Origin of the sequence: Wenyingzhuangia heitensis (assembly GCF_011762155.1) — a bacterium.
Classification (GTDB): domain Bacteria; phylum Bacteroidota; class Bacteroidia; order Flavobacteriales; family Flavobacteriaceae; genus Wenyingzhuangia; species Wenyingzhuangia heitensis.
On record NZ_JAASQL010000002.1, the window covers coordinates 37,930 to 63,243 of the forward strand.

Here is a 25,314-nt window from a genome sequence, read left to right on the forward strand (position 1 = left end):
TTTTTTATAAAGTATTAGAGTAAGCCAACACGCAGGTAGCTACAATAATGATCCCAATTCCTACTAATAAAGTTTGGAATGCTTTGGATACATTTTTCCATTCTCCTGCTCTGTATGCCCATATATTACTAATGATTAATGATATTCCTAACATCATTGGCCAAGCAATCATAGTTCCAATGTCTCCAATTAAAGCAACTCCTTGTCCGTAAGTTCCCAAAGCTGCAAACCATAACAATCCTGCAATTACAGACCATTTTAAAGCTTTCCCCATTTCTGGAGTTTTAAAAGAATTGAATGATTTGTTTTTAATTAATAAAAATAAAGAGTATCCTAAATTCATAACATAAGCACCAGCTAATACAACTACCCAGCGAGCTAAAGCTGTGTTTCTTTGTAAAGCACCTGCCTTTTCTGCAATTTTCCCTATTTCAGAAGTACTGTCAAATCCAACAGCTAACATAGCTGATAAAATTCCACTTGCAGAAGCAATAATTAATCCTGTTTTAAAATCTTTTCCTTTTTTAATTCCTTCAATTTCATCTCCTTGTTCGGCTAAAATTTTGTCTCTTTTTAAACCTGCAATAGTTACAACTATAACAGCAACGGCTAACAATATCAATCCTAGTAAAATATAAGGAATACTGTCTGGGTTTATAGAATTGTATCTTAAAAACATTGGAATTAAAGCACCTACAATAGAACAAAGTCCCATTACAATACCATAAGTTAAAGACATTCCTATATAACCAACAGAAACACCAAACATAATTCCTCCAATACCCCATCCAAAACCAAGAGCTGCACCAGACCAAATTTCTTCGGAAGGAGCTTGAGCAATTACATCAAACAAATTAGGAACTACTAGCATAGCCCAGATTAAAGGAAAAATAACCATAGCTACCGTTGCATGTACAATCCACCAAGCTTCCCATTTTAAAGGAGCTATATATTTCATTCCTAAACCAAAGCTACCTTGAAATAAACTAGCAAATAAGATAAGTGCAATTGCAATTAAGTAAGTATCCATATTTTTATTTTGTATTAAATTAAAATTTTATTGTTTAGTTAATAGTACTTTTTTTACAGTTAAGAATATATTGTAGTATTCTATTGATTTGTACTAATGTTAGTTGTGAAAACAAATTTCGTTAATATTTATCCAATAAATTCACAACAATATACCAAAACAAGTATCTTATTGACATATTATTAAATTAGCAGTCTTTTTTTGATAAAATATGTTAGTTTTATATTTCATAAATAAAACAACTTATTAAAATTGAAGATTTTACAAAAAAAAATCACACCGTCTAACAAAAGTTTTTCAGTGTATAAGAATACCAAACCTTACTTGGATGAATCTTGGCATTTACATCAAGAGTTAGAGTTGATTTATATTATAGAAGGTACGGGTACTTGTTTTATTGGAGATAATGTTCATGAATTTGCGTCTGGTGAGCTTGCACTAATAGGTTCTAACATGCCACACTTGTGGAGAAATTCCGAAGATTATCATAAAAACATCAATTTAAAAGCAGAAGTGATCGTTTTACATTTTACGGAAGATTTTTTAGGAAAAGAGTTTTTTGAGAAGAATGAAATGGTACTAATAAAAAATTTAATCAGTAGAGCAAATAATGGAATTGCTTTTCTAGATGATAAGTTAAAAGCCTATGTATCTAGCGAGTTAGAAAGATTAATTCCATTAACGGGTTTTAAAAGTATACAGTGTATGCTTAATATTTTAGATGCATTAGCATCTACCAAAGATGTTAAAGAGTTTGCAAGTAATGGATACACTGAAAAAGTATATGTAAAAGATTCTCAACGATTAGAAAAAGTATATCAATACGTATTGACTAATTTAAGTAGAGAAATTCACTTAGATGAGGTAGCAGAAATAGCTCATTTGGGAGTTTCTCCTTTCTGTAGGTTTTTTAAGAAAAGAATGCATAAAACTTTTTCTCAGTTTTTAAATGAAGTTAGAGTGGGGTATGCTTGCAAGTTGCTTATAGAGAATAAGTTATCGATATCTGAAGTAACTTATAGTTGTGGATACAATTCTCAAACTAATTTTAACAGACAGTTTAAAAAAATAAAAGGGATCAATCCCAAAGCTTATCAAAAAATGTATTTAGATAATTAAAAAATTATATATCAAAATCAAATATTACCAATGAAAATTAAATTCAATGCTGTTTTATTGTTGCTGATTGCAACAAGTCAGTTGCTTGTAGCCCAAATTCAAAACGATTGGGAAAACGAATTAATGTTTGAACAAAACAAAATGAAAGCTAGAGTGCCTAGTTTTTCGTTTACCAATGTTCAAGATGCCTTAACAGGAAATAGAGACAAAGCAAGAGTAAAATCTTTAAACGGAATTTGGAAATTTAAGTATGTAGGAAAGTCTGAAGATAGACCTACAGATTTTATGGCAAAAGATTTTAAAGGAGAAAAATGGGCTGACATTCCAGTACCATCTAACTGGGAATTACAAGGTTTTGGACAGCCTATTTATACTAATATTACATACCCTTTTACTCCTGATATTATAAATGGTGGAGTGCGTAATTTTAATTATATGGGGCCACAGCCTCCAGTTCCTCCTAAAATATACAGAGACAATCCCGTGGGGAGTTATTACAGAGATTTTGAAGTGCCAGCAGATTGGAAAGATCAATCTATTGTTCTTCACTTTGGAGGGGTTTCATCAGCATTTTATGTGTGGGTAAATGGAAAAAAAGTAGGATACAGCCAAGGAAGTAGATTGGCAGCTGAATTTGATATTACAGATTATCTTACAGCGGGTAAAAACCGTGTGGCTTTACAAGCGTTTAGATGGAGTGATGGTTCTTATTTAGAAGATCAAGACATGTGGAGACTAAGCGGAATTCACAGAGAGGTATTGTTAATGGCTCAGCCTAAAATAGCGTTAAATGACTTTTTTGTTAGAACTAAGTTTGATGCAAATTTGAACAATGCAAAATTAGAAATTAGACCACATGTTTGGGTTAAAAAAGAAGGTGAAGATTTAAAAAATTGGACAATTAACGCACAATTATACAATGCTGAAAATGAAAAAGTAGCCAAGGAAATGAAAGTTTCTTTTGATGATGTATTTTATGAAAGATGGCCACAAAGAGATATTACAAAGTTTGCCATGCTAGAAACAGAAGTTACGTATCCAAGAAAATGGTCTTCAGAAGATCCTTATTTATACAAACTTGTTTTTAGTATTACCAATCCAAAAGGAGACGTAATTGAGGTAAGATCACAATCTATAGGTTTTAGAAAAGTCGAATTTAGTGCTGCTAACGAGTTGTTGATTAATGGTAAGTCTGTAGAAATTATGGGAGTAAATCGTCATGATCATCACCCAGTAAGAGGAAAAGCATTAACAAGACAAGATATGTTAGACGATGTTTTGTTGCTAAAACGTTTTAATTTTAATGCAGTGAGAACTTCTCACTATCCTAACGATCCTTATTTTTATGAGTTGTGTAATCAATATGGGGTGTATGTAATGGATGAGGCCAATATAGAGTGTCATCATTTAGGAAGTTATTTACCACAACAACCTACTTGGCCAGCAGCATTTTTAAGTCGAGTAATTCGTATGGTTGAAAGAGATAAAAATCATCCATCTGTTATTTCTTGGTCTTTAGGAAACGAAGCGGGATCAGGACCTGCACATGCAGCCGCAGCAGGTTGGGTAAAAGATTTTGATCCTTCTAGATTTATACATTACGAGGGTGCACAAGGAGATCCTACAGATCCAGATTATAAGGAAGGAGCAGAAGGACAAGCTGTGTTTAGAGGACCTGCACATGCAAATCCAGACGATCCTAATTATGTAGATGTATTGAGTAGAATGTATCCAGAATTACATCAGTTAGTTAATATGTCTAACAGTAAACATATAGATAGACCAATTGTTATGTGTGAATATATGCACGCAATGGGAAATTCTATTGGTGGTTTAAATGATTATTGGAAAGAAATTAGAGCTAGAAAAAATTTAATAGGTGGATTTATTTGGGATATGGTAGACCAAGGACTAGAAACTACCAATAAAAAAGGAGAAAAGTTTTATGCCTATGGAGGGGATTTTGGAGACATTCCTAATGATAAAAACTTTTGTATAAATGGAGTGTTTGCACCAGATAGAACTCCAAACCCACATGCATGGGAATGTAAATATATTTTTCAGTCTGTTGTTTTTGAAAATGCAGATATTAAGAAAGGAAAGGTTAGAATTTATAATAGATTTAATTTTACAAATCTTAAAGAGTATGAAATTCGTTGGACATTGTCTGAGGATGGAAAAAAAATACAATCAGGGATTTTAAAAGATGTAGATGTAGCTCCATACTCTGCCAAAGTAGTTCAAGTTCCTTTTAAAAATGTAAAATTTAAAAAAGATAAAGAATATTGGGTTGGTTTTACTTTACATGAAAAACAAGATAGATTGTGGTGTAAAAAAGGGTTTGAGATTGCACACGAACAAATTTTGTTAAAAGCAAAAGAAACAGCTACAGTTGTAAAAACAAGCTCTAGAGCTAAATTGTCAGTTGCAAATCAAAATTCTTCTATTCAGATTAAAGGGAATAAATTTTCTGTAGAGGTGTCTAAAAATAAGGGAGAAATTGTTTCTTACGTTGTAAATGGAAAAGAGCAATTTGTAACTCCGTTAAAACCTAATTTTTGGAGACCACCTATTGACAATGATGTAAGAGGAGCAGATTCTGGAAGATTTAGAAAATCTAGACAAGTTTGGAAAGATTTATTAGAAAATGTAACAACACAGACTTCTGTAATTTCTAAAGATGAAGCTTCTGTAAAAATTAATGTGATACACAAATACAAAAACAAGGCTACAGTTAACATTGTGTATACTGTTTATAACACAGGAGAAATAGGTGTTAAAATGGATGTAAATGCAGATAAATCTTTGCCTGATTTAGTTAGGATTGGATTTACTACAGGAGTGTCTAAAGAATTGGTGAATACTACTTATTACGGTAATGGACCTTGGGAAAATTATAGCGATAGAAAACTGTCTACCACTGTAGCTACTTATAAAAAAGAAACAGATGCTATGTTTACTAATTATGTGTACCCACAAGAGAACGGAAACAGAACAGATGTTAGATGGCTAACTTTAGCAAACAAAAAGAACAAAGTAGGATTAACTGTAAAAGGAAATCCTATGTTTGGTTTTTCTGTATGGCCTTATACAGCAGAAAATATAGAAGCTGCTAAACATCCGTTTGATTTAAAACCTCAAGATTTTTACACCTTAAATATTGATTTAATTCAATCTGGATTAGGAGGAACTTTGTCTAACACTTTGCCTCATTATTTGGTAAAACCAGGTGTTTATTCTTTTGAGTTTGTTATAAGTAAATAATACAATTTACATATTTATTTATCTGGTTTGTATGAGTTTTTCTCATATAAACTAGGTGAATACTGTCTAATTTTAAAATTAAAACCAAAAATAAAATTATGGAATACAAATTTAGTCACATCGGAATCCCAACAACAGAAGAAAAAGAATGGGATGGTTTTTTTGAACCAGGAAAAGTTCATTTTACAGAGTTTGATAAAGATGAGTTTAACGTAGAATGGGTAAAGTTTGATGCCGATAGTCCTTGGCATGAATTGGTAACTACCCAACCACACGTTGCATATTTAGTTGATAATATTGAAGAAGCTATTGCAGGTAAAGATGTTATAGTTAAAACATTTAGCCCTGCAGAAGGAGTTAGAGTGGTATTTGTTGCTCACAACGGTTCTCCTGTAGAATTTATGGAAATTAAAGAAGAGTAGTTGTTAAAACTATAATACATCATAAAAAGGCAGTTAAGAAATAATAATTCTTAACTGCCTTTTTTATATAGAATTCATAAATATAGTTAGATTTATGTTTCTATCAAGGTTCATTTTTTTTCTTAATCTATGACGAGCCACGTGCACACTTCCCAAGGAAATACCTAATAAATAAGCCATTTCTTTTCCGTTAAAATTCAACTTAATCAAAGCGCATAGTTTAAGATCAGAAGCAGTTAGGTCGGGAGATTTTTTTAACAAACGCTCATAAAAACCTTTGTTTTGTGCTACAAACCTGCTGTTAAATGCATCCCATAAATTTTCAGATCTTTTGTCAATGGTTTTTAACAATACCTTAGAGCTAGAGTCTGTATTGTTCTTTTTAATGTGTGACTTTAACGTATTGATAATTTCTTCTTTTTCAATCAGATTTAAAATGTTTGTAGTGAGTTCTTTGTTGTTTAAAGCAATTGTGTTTTCTGAAAATTCTTGTTCCTCTTTGTGTTTTGTAGCTTTAATTTTTATCCACGTTAACAATAGTGTAAGTGCTATAATAAGTAATGCAATGGTTAAATATATTTTAAAAAGTAAGATCCTTTTTTCAATACGATTCATTTGGTTTTGTTGCTGATTGATTTCAGAACTAAAAGCAGTTAGTTGTTCTTGATACTTGCTTTTTAATGTTAAAAAACTTTGGTTCTCATCGTTTCTAGGATTTAAATAAGTATCATTAATTTTAGCAGCATAGTTTAAATTTACATAAGCGTTTTTATAATCTCCGTTCGCAAATAAAAGGGAAGCATATCTATTGTAAACATAAGCCTTGTAAAAAGTGTTTTCACCATAAGTATCTTTTGTGTTTATAGATTTTTGGTAATAAATTTTTGCATTGTTGATTTCATTTTTATTTTGATATATATTTCCTAATGATGCATAAAGAATAATTAAAAAACCGGAATCTTTTTTTGTTTTTTTAGCTAAAAGGATAGATTCTTTTAAAAGTTTTTCGGCATTAAGATAATCTTCATTCCATCTATATAACGTTGCCTTTTTTTCATTTAAATAAAGCTGGTAACTAGAGTTTAAGTTGTTGTGCTTAGCAACAATTTCACAACTATCAATATAAGATTTGGTTAAGCTAGCATTGTCGGTACGTTGGTAATAAAGTATTAGATTGTAGTAAGAGTTAAACAGCTTAGGGTGCGTTTTGTCTTTGTAAACTTGTTTGTAATAAAAATGAGATTTTTTAAAGTTTGTTCCTGCTAAATTATCTTGTTTAAACAAATAATTTAAAATACCGTATTCTTGGTGTGCCTCTGCTATTAGTAAAGTATCTCTTAATTGTTCTGATAAAAAAAGTGCTTCTCCTGCATAGTCAAAAGCAGCTCCATAGTCTAAGTGAATACGTTTGTATCTACTTAGTTGAATTCCTTTTTGAATCATTTTAATAGAGTCTTTCTCTTTTATCGCTTTTTTATATAATCCTTGTAGTTGAGAAGAGTCTGTATTGTTAAATTCTTTCTCATTTTTTAACAAATAAAATTGCTGAGCATATATGGTTTGTGTAAAAATAAAAATGACAATAGTTAAACTTGTTTTTTTTGTTAACGTTTTCATTTTTAGTGTTTTATGTTGTTTTATGAAGTTAGATGTTAAGTTTTAATTTTAAACCTTTTACTAGGATGTTAAGTTTTTGTAATAGGTTTTATTACAATTAAGACTTGTTACGTAGCTAATTTAGATGAAAAATTAATGACCAACAATACTATAAAATGAAAAAAATCAAAATCATTTTTTTACTGACTTTTATCTTTCAATATACATATGCACAACCAAAACCTAACATCTTATTTATAGCAGTAGATGATTTAAGACCTGAATTAGGATGTTACGGTTCCAAGGAAGCAATTACACCTAATATAGATAAATTGGCAAGTCAAGGAGTACTATTTAACAATGCTTATTGTCAACAAGCTATTTGTGGTCCCTCAAGAGCAAGTATCATGACTGGTATTAGGCCCGAAAATAGTGGAGTATTTCATAACTATATAAAGTTTAGAGAAGCCAACCCCAATGTGATTACACTCCCTCAAAATTTCATTAATAATGGATATCAGTCTGTGCATTATGGAAAAATTTTTCATCATGGAGACGAAGATCCAAGTTCGTGGAATAGAACAGCATTAAAAACAAGTCAAAACTCAGCCACAAAAGGAGGATTTGCATTGTTAGAAAATCAAAACATCAAAATAAATGATAAAAAAGAAATGTTTGCAAAATACGGTAATGTTGCAAAATATGGTTTAGCAATGGGTCCTGCTTATGAATGTGCAGATGTTCCTGACAATACTTACAAGGATGGACAAAATACAGACTTAGCTATTAAAACTTTAAATGCTATGGTTAAAGAAAAAAGTGCTCCTTTCTTTTTGGGTTTGGGTTTTCACAAACCTCATTTAAATTGGGTGGCTCCTAAAAAATATTGGGATTTATATAATGAATCTTCATTGCAATTACCCTCACAAGTTACTGCTCCCAAAAATGGGGCGACTATGGGAGTGCCTCCTTCTTTTGAGTTAAGAGTACGAAGTGGTATTCCTAAAACAGAAGATTTTTCTCCAGAGTTAGAACGTAAATTAAAGCATGCTTATTTAGCTTGTGTTAGTTATGTAGATGCTCAAATAGGTAGAATGTTAGCTGCTTTAGATGCTTCAGGAGAGAGAGACAATACTATTATTGTTTTGTGGAGTGATCATGGATATCATTTAGGAGAAATGGGGCATTGGGGAAAGGCTACCAATTATGAAATTGCCACACGTGTTCCGTTAATAATAGCGACACCCAATATGTCTAAAAAACAAAAAGGAACAAAAACAAATGCTTTGGTAGAGTTGGTAGATCTTTATCCAACATTGTGTGATTTAGCAGCTATAAATGTTCCTATAACAGCAGAAGGAAAAAGTTTTGCACCGTTATTAAAAAAGCCTACTAAAAAATGGAAAAAAGCAGCTTTTAGTGTGTTTCCAACACCTGCATTAAGGGAATGGGGTGCCTATCCTATAAGACCAGCAATGAGAGAAACTTATTTTGGGCCTTTGTTAAAAGAGGTTGAAGCAAAAATAAAAGAGCAGCAAAAAGAGAATTGGAACAGAGAATTGTTTGAAAATAATTTGATGGGTTTTGCCATGAGAACAAAAAAACACAGAGTTGTGTTCTGGAAAGATTTAAAAAATGAGGATCAGGCACCTTTGTTTGTAGAATTATATAATCATAAAAAAGATCCATTAGAAACTAAAAATATAGCTAAAGAACAACCAAAGTTGGTTCAAAAACTATACAAGCAATTTCAACAAAGAAACAAATAGAATAATAAAACATACATTTATGAAAAGAAGAGATTTTTTTACAAAAACAGCTAAGAGTACTTTAGGATTAGGGTTGATTCCTATAATAGGAAGTGCTACAAATATAGAGGGAAGTTCTAGTGATTTTATATACGATGATAAAATTGGAGGTAAAAGAAAACGTAACACCATCCATAGACATAAAGATATTAAAGTAGATGTTGCTGTAATTGGAGGAGGAATTGCAGGTATTTGTGCTGCAGTTTCGGCAGCAAGAAATGGAGTTAAAGTCGTATTGGTACAAGATAGGCCTGTGTTGGGAGGGAATGCTTCTAGCGAAATACGTGTGCATTTAAATGGGGTAACTCATCTAAAAGACCATATGGCAGAGAGAGAAACGGGGGTGGTAGAAGAATTGTTACTGCATAATAGATTTCACAATCCACAAGAGTCTTATCCTGTTTGGGATCATATTTTATATGATTATGTAACATCTATTCCTAATTTAGAAGTAATTCTAAATACATCAGCTATTGATGTAGCCATGAAAAAGGATAAAATTAAATCTGTTTTTTGTTGGCAATTAACCACAGAAACAGAAATCACAATCAATGCAGGTATTTTTATAGATTGTTCTGGAGATGGATTGGTAGCTGCTAGTGCTGGTGCAAAATTTAGAACAGGTAGAGAGGCTTCGTCTGAATTTAATGAGAAATATGCACCTAAAAAAGCAGACGGTTGGCAAATGGGAGCAACCTTATTATTGTCTACTAAAGACATGGGAAAGCCAATGCCGTTTGAAGCTCCTAATTTTACCATACCCTATGATGCTGAGAGAGCAAATAAGGAACGAAAATTAAAGTTTTTTAAAGATGGTTTTTGGTGGGTAGAAGTTGGTAGTGAGCATGATATTATTGGAGAGTTTGAAGATAATAGGAAAAAGTTAATGGGATATGCTTATGGAGTTTGGGATTATATGAAAAATTCAGGAAAGCATCCAGAGGTAGAAAATTATGCTTTAGATTGGGTTGGGTCTTTACCAGGAAAAAGAGAGTCTCGTCGTTTTATAGGAGATTTTATCTTGTCGGAAAAAGACTTAACAACCTATAAACATTTTGACGATGCTGTTGCTTATGGAGGATGGTCTTTAGATGAACACAATCCAGGAGGAATAGAAAACATTGAAGAAAGACCTAGTTTTTTTCACGAGCGATTTAAAAAAGTATATGAAATACCTTATCGTTGTTTGTACTCTAAAAATATACCTAACTTGTTGTTTGCTGGTAGAAACATTAGCCAAACACATATTTCACTTTCATCAACACGTTTAATGGGTACTTGTTCTTTAATGGGACAAGCAGTAGGGACTGCAGCAGCCATGTGTATAAATAAAGGAGTAGAACCAAGGACAATTTATAAAAAGTATATACATAATTTACAAGAGCAATTGTTAAGAGACGATGCTTATATTCCTAACAGACCTGCAAAAGATACAAATGATTTAGCTCCAAAAGCAAATGCAATTTTTGCTTCTTCAACCGTGTCTGGAAATGCAAACTTGTTGGTTGATGGGTATTCTAGAGATGTAAAAACAGATCAAGGTTATGATATTCATCATTGGGAGTCTGATGGTCAATCTGCGCATGTTCAGTTAGAGTGGGAGAGCTTAATATTGCTGTCTAAAATTGAAATAAAATGTGACACCAACGTGCATAGAAATATATTAATGCGCAAAGATTCTAAAAATGATACAAGATTTACAAATACTGTACCTGTTGAATTGCTAAAATCTTTAGATGTAGAAGGTAGGGTAAATGGAAAATGGGTAAAATTAGGAGGCTTAGATAAAAACCGTAAACGTTTGATAAAATTCAATTTTGATAAAATACAAACAACAGCTATCCGAATCAACGTGAAAGAAACGTATGGAAGTAAAAATGTAAGATTGTATGAAGTAAGGTGTTATGAATCTTAAATAGATAATTTGTTTTTTGTAAAAATAAGTTTAGTTCTTAAATGGGTATTTAATTTAAGAACTAAACTATTTTTGTGTGTATTCTTAACTGATTTGTTGTTGTTGGCTTCTAATTAAAGTCAAAATAATACTACTAGTAGCTAAAATAGATTGATAAAATACTGCAATGTTTTGCTTAATTTGTAAAACGATAGATTTAAAAGTTAGAATTTGTCATATTATTAACTTGTTTGTTAAAACATTGTCAGAATGAAGAGAGTTTTGTTATTGGTGTTGTTGGTATTTAGTCAGCAATACTTTTTTGCGCAAAAAAAGCCCAACATTGTATTGTTGTTTGCGGATGATGCCGGATATATAGATTTTGGTTTTCAGGGAAGTAAGGTTATGAAAACACCTAACTTAGACAAACTTGCCAAGTCAGGAGTTGTCTTTACTCAGGGGTATGTTTCTGATCCTACTTGTGGTCCTTCTAGAGCAGGCTTAATGACAGGAAAGTACCAAGCAAGATTTGGTTACGAAGAAATTAACGTTCCTGGTTATATGAGTTCTCATTCTGCTTTAAAAGGAGATGAAATGGGATTGCCTTTAGATCAAAAAACAATAGGAAATTATTTACAAGCACAAGGTTATAAAACCGCTGCTTATGGTAAATGGCATTTGGGAAATGCAGATCGTTTTCACCCATTAAACCGTGGATTTGATGAGTTTTATGGTTTTAGAGGAGGAGCAAGAAGTTATTTTGCTTATAAAAATCCGAAGGGAGACCATAAAATGGAAACTAATTTTGGGATTTATGAAGAGCCAGACCATTATGCAACAGATGTGTTTGCCGAAAAAGCAATAGATTTTATAGAAAGAAATAAAGAAGAGCCTTTCTTTATTTACTTATCTTTTAATGCAGTGCATACACCTATGGAAGCTACAGAAGAAGATTTGGCTAAATTTCCTCATTTAACAGGAAAAAAACAGCAATTAGCAGCCATGACTTTGGCATTAGATAGAGCTTGTGGTACCGTTTTAAATAAATTAAAAGAATTAAAGTTAGATAAAAATACTATTGTGGTATTTACAAACGACAATGGAGGGCCTTCTGATAAAAATGCATCTATCAACAAACCTTTAAGCGGTACTAAATCTAATCACTTAGAAGGGGGAATTAGAGTTCCTTTTGTAATGAGTTGGCCTGCTAAAATAAAATGCAAATCAACTTACGACTATCCTGTTATTACATTGGATTTGTTGCCTACTTTTTATGCTGCTTCGGGAGGTGATGAAAGTCAACTTACGGATGTTAATGGAGTAAATATTGTTCCATTTGTAACGGGAGAGAAAGAGAAAAGACCTCATGATGTTTTGTACTGGAAAAAAGAAACAAGAGCTGTTATTAGAGAGGGAGATTATAAGTTGATTCGTTTTCCGGATAGACAAGCAGAGTTGTATCATATTCCTAATGATGTATCTGAACGATATAATTTGGCAAATAAATATCCTGAGAAAGTGCAAAGTATGTATCAAAAATTATTTGATTGGGAAATGACTTTAGAACGTCCGTTGTGGTTGTTAAAAAGAAAGTACGAACAATATGATATTAATAGAATGAATAAGTACAGAAAAGGGTGGGAGCTAGTAAAAGAATAAAAAAATGGAGAATAAAAAAGGTTTTACGAGATTATGGGTCCTTATTGTAGTTCTGTTTGTAGGTGTTAAAAACACAAGTATAGCTCAATCTGCTAAACAACCCAATGTCATCCTAATTATGTTAGATGATTTAAATGATTATACAGGTTTTTTAAAAGGACATCCACAAGTGCAAACTCCTAATATGGATGCTTTGGCTAAAGAAGGTATTGTGTTTAACAATGCACATACAAATGCTCCTATTTGTGCTCCATCTCGATCTAGTATGTTAACAGGAATTTACCCTCATACATCTAAAATTTTTTGGTTCTCTAAATGGCATCAAAACAATGTGTTGTCCAATAGCAAAACGTTAATGCAGTTTATGGGGGACTGTGGTTATGCTACTTTTGGAACAGGTAAACTAATGCACGATAGGGTAAAAAGTGAATGGAATGAATTTGGTGTTGAACACAATTTTGGTCCCTATGCTTTTGATGGTAAAAGACCTGTAAAGCATCCCTCGGTACCTAAAGAATATTATCAAAATAAGAATGATGGATTGTATGCATCGTTGGCAGATGTACCTAACATTGCTAGTTCTAATAATGTAAAAGGATACAAGGGTTGGTATGACGTTAAGAACAGAAAACCTTTTAAGTATATTGATGAAGAGAATCGTGATTTGTTAAGTGATGAGTTAAGTGCGAATTGGGCAGTTGATAAAATAATAGAACTAGAAAAAAGCAAGAGTTCTAAACCTTTCTTTTTAGCTGTAGGGTTTGTAAAACCCCATACACCTTTGGTTGCACCTCAAAAATATTTTGATTTGTACCCTTTAGAAACTTTACAATTGCCAAAAATTAAAGAAAATGATATTGAAGATACTTTTTACAGATCTACTTTTAAATGGACTCCACCCTGGGCAAGCCATTATGAAGAGTTAAAGGCATCTTATACAGATTTTAATAAGGGGTTGCGTACGTATCTTCAAGCATATTTAGCATGTGTAAGTTTTGCAGATGCACAAGTAGGTAAGGTAATGACAGCTTTAAGAAAAAGTGAGTTTGATAAAAATACCATTGTTATTTTGGTTAGTGATCACGGTTACAATCACGGAGAAAAAGAATTTATATACAAGAATAACTTATGGGAAAAGACCACTAGAATACCTATGATTGTGCGTGCTCCTGAATTCAAAGAAAATGCTGGACAGGTAGTAAATCATCCGGTTTCTTTGGTAGATGTTTACCCTACGATTACAGACTTGTGTGGTATAAATAATGCAAGTAATGTAAAAAATGATAAGGGAGCTGTATTGAGTGGTTTTAGTATGAAACCATTTTTAGAGCATCCAAAAAAAGGAACATGGAAAGGTCCTGGGGTTGCATTAACGGTTGTGAGAGGTGATTTTAAGAGTAATGAAGTAGATAGTCAAAGTTATTCGGTAAAATCTAAAGATTATCGTTACATACGTTATGTAAATGGAAAAGAGGAATTGTATGATCATACAAAAGATCCTAATGAGTGGACAAACTTAGCAGAAAATAGAAAGTACAGAAAGATAAAAAAGGACTTAGAACATCAATTAGATATGTTGTTAAAATAAAAACAATCAAAATGAAAAAAATAAATACAATACTACTATCGTCACTATTATTGATGATGTCTTGCGGTAAAAAAATAAATTCTACAGCAACAAAAGGAAGAACTTTAATAGTATCTCCTTTTTCAGATCCTACCAATACAGAAGGATGGATTTTAAATACAGCGGTTAGTGATGAGTTTAATGAGAATAAATTAGATAGAGAAAAATGGCATTTGGTAGGAGAAGTTACCAATGGAGTTCCTAGTTATAAAAATCCAGACAGACCTCAAAGAGAAGATTGGATAGGTAGAGCACCCTCACAATTTTCGGGAAACAACTATAGGTTTGAAAACGGAATGTTAAAATTAGAAACAAGATGGGAACCTAATTTTGCTTTTAGCGATAAAGTGGATAACGTTGGAGGTAAAAAAGTAAAACACGAAAATATTACCACAGCTTGTATTATTGGTAGAAGAGAATTTTTATATGGATATATGGAAATTAAATGTAAAGCAGCAGATGCTGAGGTTTCTAGTGCTTTTTGGGCAACAGGAGGACAAACAGAATTTGATATGTTTGAGTTTTTTGGAGATCATAGACAACCTAAGAAAGAAGCTAACGGAAAAGATAAAGAATTGTGGTGGTCTATGCATGATTGGAGTAGAACCGGTAAAGGAAAAACAACGTATACCGAGCATAAATATTTTGACTTTAGAGTGGCAAGCGATTTTCATGTATACGGATATGATTGGAGTAAAAATGGAGTGAAAATATTTGTAGATGGAAAGTTGTTTAGAAATGTATCTAGAAAACAAATCAACGAATGGGATGATGTAAAACTAAGCAAAGGAGGAAACGGAGCTGCAGAGAATTATGTAATTACACATCCTCTTAAAATTTGGTTAGACCAAGAAACGTTTCCTTGGCATGGAGTTCCAGATTCTAAAGAAGATTTACATCCTTCTGGAAAGGTAGATTTTGAAATAGACTACGTAAGAGTTTGGCAAAAAAAATAAAAAGTAAACACTAATATATACATAAGATGAGAAAGTTAATCACAAGCGCATTGAGCGTTATTATGTTTAGTGCAGGTTTTGCACAAGAGCATGGAATCTTAAATCATAGACATAGTAAACATGTTAAGTTAAAAAGTATTAACATGGGGGACTGTCATTGGACAGAAGGTTTCTGGGCAGATAAATTTAAAGTAGCAGAGAAGTCTATGATACCTTATATGCGTAAAGTATTAACAGGAGATGTAGGGCATGCTTTAAATAATTTTAAGATTGCTGCAGGTTTAAAAGAAGGAGAACACAAGGGGATGAAATGGCATGATGGAGATTTCTATAAGTTTATGGAAGCCGAATGTTATTTGTACGCTCAGAATAAAGACAAAGCTTTGTTAACAGAGTTGGATGGGTATATTGATATTATTAAACAAGCACAAGCAGAAGATGGGTATTTACAAACTCAAATTCAGTTAGATAAAGATGTAGATCGTTATGAAAATCGTAAGTATCACGAAATGTACAATTCTGGACATTTTTTAACTACCGCTTGTATTCATTACAGAACTACAGGACAAAGAAATATGTTAGATTTGGCTATTAAGCATGCTAATTTACTGCATACTCAGTTTATGCCAGATAACAAATTGTTAGGACGTTTTGGATTCAATCAAACTCAGATAATGGGATTGGTAGAATTGTATAGAACTACTCAAGATGAGCGTTATTTAAAGTTGGCAGAAAAATTCATCAATAACAGAGGAAAATACAAGGTTACAGAAGTATCTACAACAATTGGTTACCCTATTGGAGATATGGTGCAAGAGCGTACACCGTTACGCAAATCTAGCGAAGCGGTAGGACATGCAGTATTGGCTTTGTATTATTACGCAGGAGCTGCAGATGTATATGCAGAAACTGGAGAGGAAGCATTGATTAGTGCTTTGGATAAACTGTGGTACAATGTTACAGAGCAAAAAATGTATGTAACAGGTGCTGTAGGACAAACACATTATGGAGCCTCTACTAACAGAGATAAAATTGAAGAAGGATTTATAGATAAGTACATGATGCCTAACTTAACGGCTTATAACGAAACTTGTGCCAATGTATGTAACTCTATGTTTAGTTACCGTATGTTAGGATTGCACGGAGAGTCTAAGTATGCTGATGTTATGGAATTGGTATTGTACAACAGTGCATTGTCTGGAATTAGTTTAGATGGTGAAAACTATTACTATGCAAACCCTTTACGTGTGATAGAAGGATCTAGAGATTATAAAAAAATGAATACAGAGTATCCTACTCGTCAACCATATTTAGATTGTTTTTGTTGTCCTCCAAACTTGGTAAGAACTATTGCTAAGGTTTCTGGATGGGCATATAGTTTGGCAGAAAATGGAGTGGCTGTAAACTTGTATGGAGGAAACAAGTTAGATACTAAATTGTTAGATGGTTCTAAATTGGTATTAACACAAGAAACACAATACCCTTGGGAAGGAACGGTAAAGTTTACGGTAGAAAAAGCTAAAAGAAGTGCTTTTGATGTGATGTTAAGAATACCTAACTGGGCTAATGGAACCAAAGTTTTGGTTAATGGAAAAGATGCAGGAGTAAGTGTAAAAGTGGGAGAGTTTGCTACCATTAACCGTAAATGGAAAAAAGGAGATGTAGTTACTGTAGAATTTCCTATGGATGTTTATTTTGTAGAAGGACATTCTAGAATAGAAGAAGTAAGAAACCAAGTTGCTGTAAAAAGAGGTCCGGTAGTGTATTGTTTAGAGTCTGCAGATTTGCCTAAGGATACAAAAATAGTAGATGCTTATATTAAAGGAGATGCATCTGCTTTAAAAACAGAATATCGTGCTGACTTTTTAGGGGGAGTTACGGCTATAACAGGAGAATTATTGTTACGTAAGGATAAGTCTGATAAAAGTATGTATAACAAAGTAGGAAAACCAACTTTGGAAACCTACAAAACTACATTGGTACCTTATTTTTCTTGGTCTAACAGAAACAAAGGAAAGGAAAGTGAAATGAGTGTGTTTTTACCTGTAGTTTGGTAATTTATAATCTCAACTGTATTACTATTATCTGTAACTAGATGTAGAGTGCTTTTAAAATAAAATTATATAGAAACAGGATTGTATTTAGCAATCCTGTTTTTTTTGTTATTATTAGGTGTTTTGATTATGTTTTTATAGAGTAGTTTAGAATTTAAATAGGCTTTTATTGGTTATAGGTCTGGGTTCAAAAACGATATGGTTTTATTGTATTACTTTGGTGATATATAAAATTATAAAAGCATACGTTGGATGTGGGTAATATCAATTTTTTAGAATTAAAAGCAAGAGAAACTTAAGCTCCTAGTATCGTAAACTTCTCTACTTCAGTTGCAGAGTAATTTAGCTTTGTGACTTTTGCTTTTACGTAGCAGTTGGTAAGTTAAATAGTTTTTTGTTTTGTAAACTCATCCTAGGTACTTCCTGAAACGAGTTCAGAACATATGAATTGACAGGTAAGTGTTGATAGTTTTGAATGTTTTTTAGGAGTTGAGAGTTTGAGGAGTAAGGCAGGTGTTGATTAATTCCCAATACATTCTGAAACAAGTTCAGAACACTCGAATTAATATGATAAGTCTTTAAAAATTATCACCATAAAAAAAGGGTTTGACTTATTAGTCAAACCCTTTTTTTATAGAAGTGTTGTTTTTGTCTTAATTGTAAACTTCTTCTTCACTAATGGTGATTGCCGTGTACGTAGTTGCTGGGTTTACACCATCGTTAATAATTAAAGTTCCTGTTCCAGAAGTTTTGTCTCCGTCTAATACCCAAGTAATTTCTTGATTAATGATAGAGCCATCCTCTTGTGTTTCTGGAACTAGTTTAACCAAAGTAACGTCGTATACTGTTTCTGTAGAATTGTCTGTGTAATTTTTGGTTGTGTACTTGTTTAGCTTGGTGTCTGTTAGGTATTCTATAACAATAGATTCTGTTTGGTAGATGTTTATTTTTTCTAAACTATTACCTGTTAAATTGCTTAGGCTGTATGTTTTTGTTAACTCAATATTTGGAGTTCCTTCAAAAATAGATTCTTTGGAGCAGCTACTTAATAAGATAGCAAAGCAAAAAAAGATTGTTTTTTTTAATATATTTTTCATTTTTTTGATTTTAAATTACTCCTTTGTCTACACAAAGGAGTAATTGGTGTGTGTTTAAGGTCTTAATTCAATAGCTACTATAGAAATATCATCTATATATAATTTTTGAGCCCCTGTTACTCCTGGGTTTAAAGAAGATAAAATTCTTAATTGAAATGAAGCATCAGTTGGCACATCTCCAGTAAAAACAATTTCTTGTTTTAATTCTATCCACTTACCTCTTTCTATACTTTCTAAGTTCCAGTCTCTTTGAACCCATGTAGGTTTGTTTACAATAGTTCTAAAAGCTTTGATATCTGAACCAGACTCAATAAATAATTTTAAAGACATAGAGTAGGTTCCTGCTGGTATACCGTCTGGTGCAGCAAAGGCATTAGAGCTAATAAATGGAGTAGGGAAAGGAGTTGTGTCAGTAGATTCAAATTTCATACTAGCACTACCACTTGCAAACTTATCGGTAGTTCTTTCGTAGTAGAAACCAGCTCCATGCGAATTTGTATTCCCTACCCAGTAAGTAGATGCAAAAGCACTGTTTGCGCTTGTAGTAGCATCTTCAAATCCTTTATTAAAGCTTAAAATATTGTTTCCAAAATAAGGAACTACTTTTATTGGAGTTGTAAAACTTTCTAAAGTTCTTTCATCAGAAGACATAATAGTACCTCCTGCATAATTTACGGTAATTATATCAGAATTATAAATAGGTTGGTCTAAGGTTAGTTCGATAAAAGTTGCATCTGTTTCACTAACTTTTGCATTGGTAACAGAAATATTTTGATTAAATGTACCATTGGCTACGTTTACGGTAAAAAAGCTTTCTTGCGCTGTAAAAGGAGCTAGTTCTCCAGTAACCTGAAAACGTAAAACCTCTTCTTTAGTTTCTTTAATTTGTCCGTTAATTGCAAAAGGTTGGTTAGATTTAATGACTTTAACTTTTAAGGGAATTATTTTAGTTGTAGATGCTGTAGGGTAGTTTATTCCTTCTGAAACACCTCTAAGTACTGTAATGTTTCCGGCATCATATGTACCTAACTTAAAGAATTTTATGGTTGCTTCTTTTAGGTTTGAAGAAAGAGGGCTTGCGTTTTCTACTTGCCATCTTCTACTTGTAGGTCTACCTTCTGTTGTTAAATCTTGATAGGTTAAAGATCCACCAGCTTCTACTTCTACTATAGGCCAAGAGTCTTTATTTTTTATACTAGTCAATTCATCAGCGGTAACTACTAATTTTTCTGTTCCTGCTTGTAAAATTTTAAAACTAGGTTTGATATGTCCATAGACATCAAAAGTAAAAGTAGTGTCTATTACCCACTGGTTACCAACTTTTACAGATGTAAGAGTTCCTATACTAGTTTTATTGGTAACAGGAGCGTTATAAGTGTTGAATAAACGAATTTTATTTACTCCTTTTTTTCTAAAAAACACATGAGCTTTAGCATTTTTGGTAACAGTATCGTTGTTTTTAATAAACAGTGGTAAAGAGTCTGCTGCTGTAAATCTTTCTTTTAAAAAGAAATTTCCTTTCTCTATGATCCATCGATGTTCTTTTTGTCCTTGTGATAGGTCTAAAAAGCTGATGTAGGTATCTATATTTATAGAAAACCTATCATCGCCACTTGCGTTTGGGTCTAAACCAATCATCCAAGACGTGTCGTTAATTTCGTCTGGTGCTGTATAATCAGCATATTCTGAGGTACAGCTTACTACTGCTAAAAGTAGTAAGGTACCTAGTATTATTTTTTTTATGATTTTATTTTTCATCTTGCTTATGTTTTAAGTTCGTTATGACAACAATTAATCTATATTATCGTTTGCGTTCTTTTCTCTTGATGGAATAGGGTAATAGCTGTGCAAAGCATCTGAATAATTACTGTTGGCTAAATCATATTCATAATCTACTACAGTTGCCGCATTTAAATCTGCAGGAGCAGTAGCTGTTAGGGATGGGAAATTTTGTTTCAGTTTAGCAGCTCCAGTATTATCTGTATAGCTATAATTTACTCCATATAAGGTTAAGTCAGATAGTTCTTGCAAACGTTCTTTAAACCCATAATTGTCTGATTTTTTCCATCTTAAAAAATCAGTCCAACGCATTGCGTGACCTTCTGCACCTAATTCCAAAGGTTTTTCAATTCTCATAAAACGATCCATTAACGTTGCTTGTGTGTATGCTTCTTCGTCATAAGTTTTGCTAGAATCTCCGTTAGAAGCCCCTAATAAAACCAATCCCCATCTTTGTCTAATTTGATTGATTAACTTTAAAGCACCAGTGATATCATTGGTTTTAATTTTACATTCAGCTAAGTTTAAAATAGTTTCGGATAGACGAATAACAGTAAGGTTTTTTGCTGAGTAAGCTACTCCGTTAGGAATGTCTCTTTCTGCGGCTACAATATCGTGATTGGTATATTTTTTCCACCAAGCAAAACCTCCCCAAGCTCTACCATTAAATGCAGGTCCTGTAACATCTGTTGTTGGTGCTTGGTAATAAGTAGTTTGATAATCTTCTACAAGAGCTATCATAGAAGAAGCTCTTAAGGGCACGTTTCTTAATTTTTTGGTGTCATCAGCAGGATCTATATAATAGTTTCTGTTGTCTAATGGGTCTTTAGGTTCATTTTTATAAGCTAAAGCAACCCATGCAGGTCCTGAAGCAGTACTAGAAGAGTTACCACGTGTATATAAAGCTAGTGAGTTGGTACCTGTTCCTCCATCCCATGGGCCATAATTTAGATTTACGTTGTCTGCTGTAAAGTTTACTTCAAAAATAGATTCACTATTAAACTCACCAGCTGTAGTAAACATTTTGGATAAATCTGTTTCAAGTTCATAACCGTGATTGTCTATCACATCTTGATAATAAACACTAGCTAGATCATATTTTAATTCGTTTAAGTATGAGTTACCCAACAACATTGCTGCAGCACCTGCATTAACTTTAGAAATATCACCGTCTGGATATTCTCCTTTTTTATACAAATTAGCGTATGCATACTCTAAATCTGTTCTAATAAAAGCGATTACATCAGTAGCAGAAGATAGTGGTAATTCATACTCATTTCTGGTTGTAGGTACTTTGTTTCTTATAATAATGCTACCGTTGTTATAGGTAGTGTATAAAAAATAGTGAAATAAACCTCTAAAGAAACGAGCTTGTGCCATTTGAGAAGTCCATTCTTCTGTATCTATATTTGTATTTCCTTGAATTCTTTCTAAAGCTTCTATTACTAGATTAGCTCTAAAAATTCCTAAGTAATTAGACTGCCATTTCTCATTTACTTCATCAGAAGTTTCTGAATAGGTATGAATGTAAAAAGGAGAAGGAGATGCCGGAATAGGTCTGTTTAATGAAGGATATCCCATGTCTGATCTTAACATTTCTTCAGTAATGTTAAAAGTACTAGGAGAGTATAGCGTTTTGTATACAGAATACAATCCTTTTTGTGTTTCTGTTAAATCTCTCCAAAAGTTAGCAGAGGTAGCTTCGTTTGGGTTTTCTTGCTCTAAAAAGTCTCTTTTTACTTCATCTGTACACGAGGCTATAAAACCAAGTGCAAATGTGAATAGAGTTATTTTTAATATGATATTTTTCATGATTGTTCGGTATTAAAAGTTGAAATTAATTCCTGCTAAATATTGTACAGATATAGGTCCTGTTCCTTTATCTAAACCTTTTGCTGTTACGCCTCCTCCAACTTCGGGATTGTATCCTGTATATTTTGTAAAGGTTAATGGGTTTTGTGAACTGATGTAAAATCTTAGTCTTTCAATCCCTAAATTTTTAGTTGTCTTTTTAGGTAGACTGTACCCTAAGGTAACTTGTCTTAAACGTAAATAAGAACCATCTTCTAACCATAAATCACTATATCCAATAAAATTTCTATGATTTCTAATATCATCACGATAGGCGGGAACTGTAGTTATAGGGTTTGCTTCAGACCATTGATAGATTAAATCTTTATGTCTACCAAAACCATAAGCCCAAGCGTTAAAACCGTTCATAATTTCGTGACCTAGCGATGCGTACCAGTTCATAGAAAAATCAAAATTTTTGTAATTAGCGTTTACATTGTAACCAATTTCATATTTGGGAAGTCCACTTCCGCTGTATACTCTATCGTTATCATCTAATTGTTTGTCATTATTTTGATCGATAAATCTTACATCACCCATCTTAGCGTTTCCATCAATAGTTTGGTATTCTGCTAGTTTTTCTTCCGTGTCAATAATTCCATTGGTTCTCCATAAGTAAAAAGCTCCTGCTTCTCTACCTACTTTGTGGGCTGTAATTCTAGATTGAGTAGAAGCTCTACTTACCAGGCCATTATCATTGGTAAATAGAAAATCGCTGTCTCCGTTAATTTTGGTGATTTTGTTTTGGTTGGTTGCAAAAGTTCCTGTCATTTGATAAGACACTTTTCCAATTCTATTTCTGTATTTAAGAGACAATTCAAGTCCCTTGTTGGTCATGTTTCCTGCGTTGTAAACAATAGTAGCATTGTTCCCTCCACCAGCAGATGTTGGTAGAAAAATAGGAAATAACATATTCTCTTTATTTGTGGTGTAAAAATCTGCTCCCAATGTTATTTTATTTTTTAGGAAAGCCATATCAATCCCTAGATTTGTCTGTCTTGTAGTTTCCCATTTTAAATTAGGATTCTTAAAGTCTGTTTGAGTAGCACCGTTGTTTAAAATTTCATTAGTACCGTTGCTACCAATGTAATCTATGTTTTGAGTAATGGTGGCAGTGTGTTCGTAAGGAGCAATTCTGTCGTTACCTACAGTACCGTGGGTAATTCTAACTTTAAAGTTGTTAACGGTACTTTTAAAATCATCCCAAAAATTTTCATCAGAAACATTCCATGCAAATGCCATAGAAGGGAACATAGCAAAGTTGTTTTCATATAAAAATTTAGAAGACCTATCAAAACGAACACTAGAGCTAAAGTTGTATTTACCTTTGTAGTTGTATTGAAAACGAGCTATTTGGCTTAGTCGAGTATCTACAAAGTCAAAACCAGAACTTACTATTTGTTCACCTGTAGCACTGTTTAATACATCTAAATCTTTGTTTACAGCCTCTAATCTTCTTGCTCTAAATTGATCTGATGTTGTTTTTTCTGCGGTAAAAAATAAACCTAAATTTAATTTATGTTCTCCAATTTCTTTTTTGATATTGGTACCTACTTCTGCATAAAAATTAACCCTTTCCGTGCTATTGTCTTCAATATAGCTATTGGTTGGTTGTGTAATAGGTTGTTTTGTACTACTATTGATAACTTCTTGATAAGGAACTTTAATTTTTCCTCTACCAACATTGTAAGTAACCCCAGAATTTGCTCTTATGCTAATGTTATCGTTTACATCGTAATTAAGATTGATAGAGGCATTAGATCTTAGATTTTTTAAATATTGTTTGGTTTTTAAACTTTGAAGTACCCAAGTTAAACGATTCGCTTGATCTCCATTGTCTAATAAATCATTAAAATCATCTAAGACTAATCCGTTTTGGTTAGGGTTGTAAACAATTGCTTGTGATAATAAGTTGTTTCTAGGGATGTCTCTTTTGTCGATAGACAAACCTACACTTGTACCAACGCTAAGTTTTCCTTTTTTGTAAGTTGTGTTAGAGCGGGTGTTGAATCTTTCATAGTTAGAGTTTAATTGCAACCCTTTCTGATTGAAAATTCCCATCGTAACATTGTAAGTAAGTTCTTTAGTACCACCAGAAACACTAGTGTTGTAATTATGAACATATGCTTGGTCATTAAATATTAATTTATTTAAATCAGTATCATTTTGTAATGCATATGGGTTTTGTAGTGTAGGTATTCTTAAATCTGCATCTACATTTCCAGTAGTGTTTCTAAAGCTTACTGTGTTTACATACAATTGTTCCGTTGCGTTTAGTAAAGGAATAGCCGGTTTTCTTAATTGAATAGCAGAACTACCATTAAAACGTACTTTTAAAGTTCCTGCTTCTCCTTTTTTTGTTGTTATTAAAATTACCCCAGCGGCACCACGTGCTCCATAAATAGCAGTAGAGGCAGCATCTTTTAAAATATCTATAGTCTCAATTTCACTTGGCGGAATTCTAGGGTCTCCATCTTGAATAATGTTATCTACTACATACAAAGGTGTATTGTCTCCACCTACAGAAGTAATACCACGAATTAAAATTTCAGATTCTCCCCCTGGAGTAGAAGGAGCAACTACGTTAACTCCTGATACTTGTCCTTGTAAAGCAGATCCTAAATCTGAAGTAACAATTTTTTCTAGCTCTTCAGCTTCTACTCTGGCAACAGCTCCTGTTAATTCTTTCTTTTTAACAGAACCGTATCCAATAAGTACTACATCGTTTAAGTTTTCTACGTTACTTTTTAATGTAATGTTTAACGTTGGGTTTTTTACGGTTAAGGTTTTGTTTTCAAATCCTAAATAAGTGAATTTAAGAATGTCTCCTTTTTTTGCGTTAATAATGTATTGACCATCAAAGTCTGAAGTAGTAATTATTTTGGTACCCAATTTATAAATATTGGCACCAATTAATGGTTCTCCGTTTTCATCAACAATAGTTCCTGTAGTTTTTTTAAAGGATTGTGCTTGTGATTGAAAACAGACTAATGAAAACATTATAAATAGCATTAATATGCTTTTTATAATGATTAATCTTGAAAAAATAAAATTTATCATAATTAGTTAGTTAAAATTAGAGTTGCTTACTTTTTAAATAAGCTAGTTTTGGTTTTTTAAATAATGACACTTTATTGATGTGTAATTGTTTTAAATGG

At 32.5% G+C, this 25,314-nt stretch carries 15 protein-coding genes; 9 read left to right on the forward strand and 6 right to left on the reverse strand.

Annotation, left to right across the window (positions count from 1 at the left end; all coding sequences use genetic code 11):
- Positions 1-4 precede the first annotated feature (4 nt).
- Positions 5-1,030, reverse strand: a complete 1,026-nt coding sequence (locus FHR24_RS08875) for an L-rhamnose/proton symporter RhaT (protein WP_167187177.1) — start codon at positions 1,028-1,030, stop codon at positions 5-7.
- Between the two features lie 252 nt (positions 1,031-1,282).
- On the opposite strand from FHR24_RS08875, the gene FHR24_RS08880 reads away from it, so the two are divergent.
- The 3 genes from FHR24_RS08880 (at position 1,283) to FHR24_RS08890 (ending at position 5,835) form a co-directional block, all read left to right on the forward strand.
- On the forward strand, positions 1,283-2,149 hold the full coding sequence (locus tag FHR24_RS08880) for an AraC family transcriptional regulator (protein ID WP_167187179.1): 867 nt from the start codon (positions 1,283-1,285) through the stop codon (positions 2,147-2,149).
- Between the two features lie 30 nt (positions 2,150-2,179).
- Positions 2,180-5,413, forward strand: coding sequence for a glycoside hydrolase family 2 TIM barrel-domain containing protein (locus FHR24_RS08885; protein WP_167187182.1), 3,234 nt, complete (start codon positions 2,180-2,182; stop codon positions 5,411-5,413).
- Positions 5,414-5,511: 98 nt separating this feature from the next.
- A complete protein-coding gene (locus FHR24_RS08890) occupies positions 5,512-5,835 on the forward strand; it encodes a hypothetical protein (protein WP_167187185.1) in 324 nt (107 codons plus the stop codon).
- 63 nt (positions 5,836-5,898) lie between these two features.
- On the opposite strand, the gene FHR24_RS08895 is transcribed toward FHR24_RS08890, so the two are convergent.
- Entirely contained in the window at positions 5,899-7,452 is a 1,554-nt protein-coding gene (locus tag FHR24_RS08895; protein WP_167187188.1) for a hypothetical protein, read from the reverse strand.
- 155 nt (positions 7,453-7,607) lie between these two features.
- Here FHR24_RS08895 and FHR24_RS08900 point away from each other — a divergent pair, with 155 nt between their 5' ends.
- The 6 genes from FHR24_RS08900 to FHR24_RS08925 all read left to right on the forward strand — a co-directional run bounded on the left by FHR24_RS08900 (position 7,608) and on the right by FHR24_RS08925 (position 17,432).
- On the forward strand, positions 7,608-9,200 hold the full coding sequence (locus tag FHR24_RS08900; RefSeq protein ID WP_167187191.1) for a sulfatase: 1,593 nt from the start codon (positions 7,608-7,610) through the stop codon (positions 9,198-9,200).
- A gap of 19 nt (positions 9,201-9,219) precedes the next feature.
- Positions 9,220-11,154: an FAD-dependent oxidoreductase gene (locus tag FHR24_RS08905; protein ID WP_167187194.1), complete on the forward strand. Its 1,935-nt coding sequence runs from the start codon at positions 9,220-9,222 to the stop codon at positions 11,152-11,154.
- Between the two features lie 249 nt (positions 11,155-11,403).
- Positions 11,404-12,792, forward strand: a complete 1,389-nt coding sequence (locus FHR24_RS08910; protein ID WP_167187198.1) for a sulfatase — start codon at positions 11,404-11,406, stop codon at positions 12,790-12,792.
- Positions 12,793-12,796: 4 nt separating this feature from the next.
- The gene (locus tag FHR24_RS08915; RefSeq protein ID WP_167187201.1) at positions 12,797-14,380 is read left to right on the forward strand and encodes a sulfatase; all 1,584 of its coding nucleotides are present in this window, start codon (positions 12,797-12,799) and stop codon (positions 14,378-14,380) included.
- Positions 14,381-14,391: 11 nt separating this feature from the next.
- Positions 14,392-15,375 carry a family 16 glycosylhydrolase gene (locus FHR24_RS08920; protein ID WP_167187204.1) on the forward strand — a complete coding sequence of 328 codons (984 nt, stop codon included), beginning with the start codon at positions 14,392-14,394 and terminating at the stop codon, positions 15,373-15,375.
- 26 nt (positions 15,376-15,401) lie between these two features.
- A complete protein-coding gene (locus FHR24_RS08925) occupies positions 15,402-17,432 on the forward strand; it encodes a glycoside hydrolase family 127 protein (RefSeq protein WP_167187207.1) in 2,031 nt (676 codons plus the stop codon).
- A 650-nt stretch (positions 17,433-18,082) separates the two neighbouring features.
- Here FHR24_RS08925 and FHR24_RS08930 read toward each other — a convergent pair.
- From FHR24_RS08930 to FHR24_RS08945, 4 genes are read right to left on the reverse strand one after another with little or no spacing between them, the layout of a single operon-like run.
- Positions 18,083-18,526: a hypothetical protein gene (locus FHR24_RS08930; RefSeq protein WP_167187211.1), complete on the reverse strand. Its 444-nt coding sequence runs from the start codon at positions 18,524-18,526 to the stop codon at positions 18,083-18,085.
- A gap of 54 nt (positions 18,527-18,580) precedes the next feature.
- Complete coding sequence (locus tag FHR24_RS08935; RefSeq protein ID WP_167187214.1) at positions 18,581-20,284, reverse strand: SwmB domain-containing protein; 1,704 nt, start codon at positions 20,282-20,284, stop codon at positions 18,581-18,583.
- A 33-nt stretch (positions 20,285-20,317) separates the two neighbouring features.
- Positions 20,318-22,117: a RagB/SusD family nutrient uptake outer membrane protein gene (locus tag FHR24_RS08940; protein ID WP_167187217.1), complete on the reverse strand. Its 1,800-nt coding sequence runs from the start codon at positions 22,115-22,117 to the stop codon at positions 20,318-20,320.
- A 12-nt stretch (positions 22,118-22,129) separates the two neighbouring features.
- The gene (locus tag FHR24_RS08945) at positions 22,130-25,168 is read right to left on the reverse strand and encodes a SusC/RagA family TonB-linked outer membrane protein (RefSeq protein ID WP_243846535.1); all 3,039 of its coding nucleotides are present in this window, start codon (positions 25,166-25,168) and stop codon (positions 22,130-22,132) included.
- Positions 25,169-25,314: the final 146 nt, after the last annotated feature.

Excerpts from the sequence above, each read along its gene's own strand:
- FHR24_RS08940 (WP_167187217.1), bottom strand. The coding sequence starts at position 22,117 with ATGAAAAATATCATATTAAAAATAACTCTATTCACATTTGCACTTGGT.
- FHR24_RS08925 (WP_167187207.1), top strand. The coding sequence starts at position 15,402 with ATGAGAAAGTTAATCACAAGCGCATTGAGCGTTATTATGTTTAGTGCA.
- FHR24_RS08875 (WP_167187177.1), bottom strand. The coding sequence starts at position 1,030 with ATGGATACTTACTTAATTGCAATTGCACTTATCTTATTTGCTAGTTTA.
- FHR24_RS08930 (WP_167187211.1), bottom strand. The coding sequence starts at position 18,526 with ATGAAAAATATATTAAAAAAAACAATCTTTTTTTGCTTTGCTATCTTA.
- FHR24_RS08920 (WP_167187204.1), top strand. The coding sequence starts at position 14,392 with ATGAAAAAAATAAATACAATACTACTATCGTCACTATTATTGATGATG.
- FHR24_RS08915 (WP_167187201.1), top strand. The coding sequence starts at position 12,797 with ATGGAGAATAAAAAAGGTTTTACGAGATTATGGGTCCTTATTGTAGTT.
- FHR24_RS08885 (WP_167187182.1), top strand. The coding sequence starts at position 2,180 with ATGAAAATTAAATTCAATGCTGTTTTATTGTTGCTGATTGCAACAAGT.
- FHR24_RS08895 (WP_167187188.1), bottom strand. The coding sequence starts at position 7,452 with ATGAAAACGTTAACAAAAAAAACAAGTTTAACTATTGTCATTTTTATT.
- FHR24_RS08890 (WP_167187185.1), top strand. The coding sequence starts at position 5,512 with ATGGAATACAAATTTAGTCACATCGGAATCCCAACAACAGAAGAAAAA.
- FHR24_RS08910 (WP_167187198.1), top strand. The coding sequence starts at position 11,404 with ATGAAGAGAGTTTTGTTATTGGTGTTGTTGGTATTTAGTCAGCAATAC.
- FHR24_RS08905 (WP_167187194.1), top strand. The coding sequence starts at position 9,220 with ATGAAAAGAAGAGATTTTTTTACAAAAACAGCTAAGAGTACTTTAGGA.
- FHR24_RS08900 (WP_167187191.1), top strand. The coding sequence starts at position 7,608 with ATGAAAAAAATCAAAATCATTTTTTTACTGACTTTTATCTTTCAATAT.
- FHR24_RS08935 (WP_167187214.1), bottom strand. The coding sequence starts at position 20,284 with ATGAAAAATAAAATCATAAAAAAAATAATACTAGGTACCTTACTACTT.
- FHR24_RS08945 (WP_243846535.1), bottom strand. The coding sequence starts at position 25,168 with ATGCTATTTATAATGTTTTCATTAGTCTGTTTTCAATCACAAGCACAA.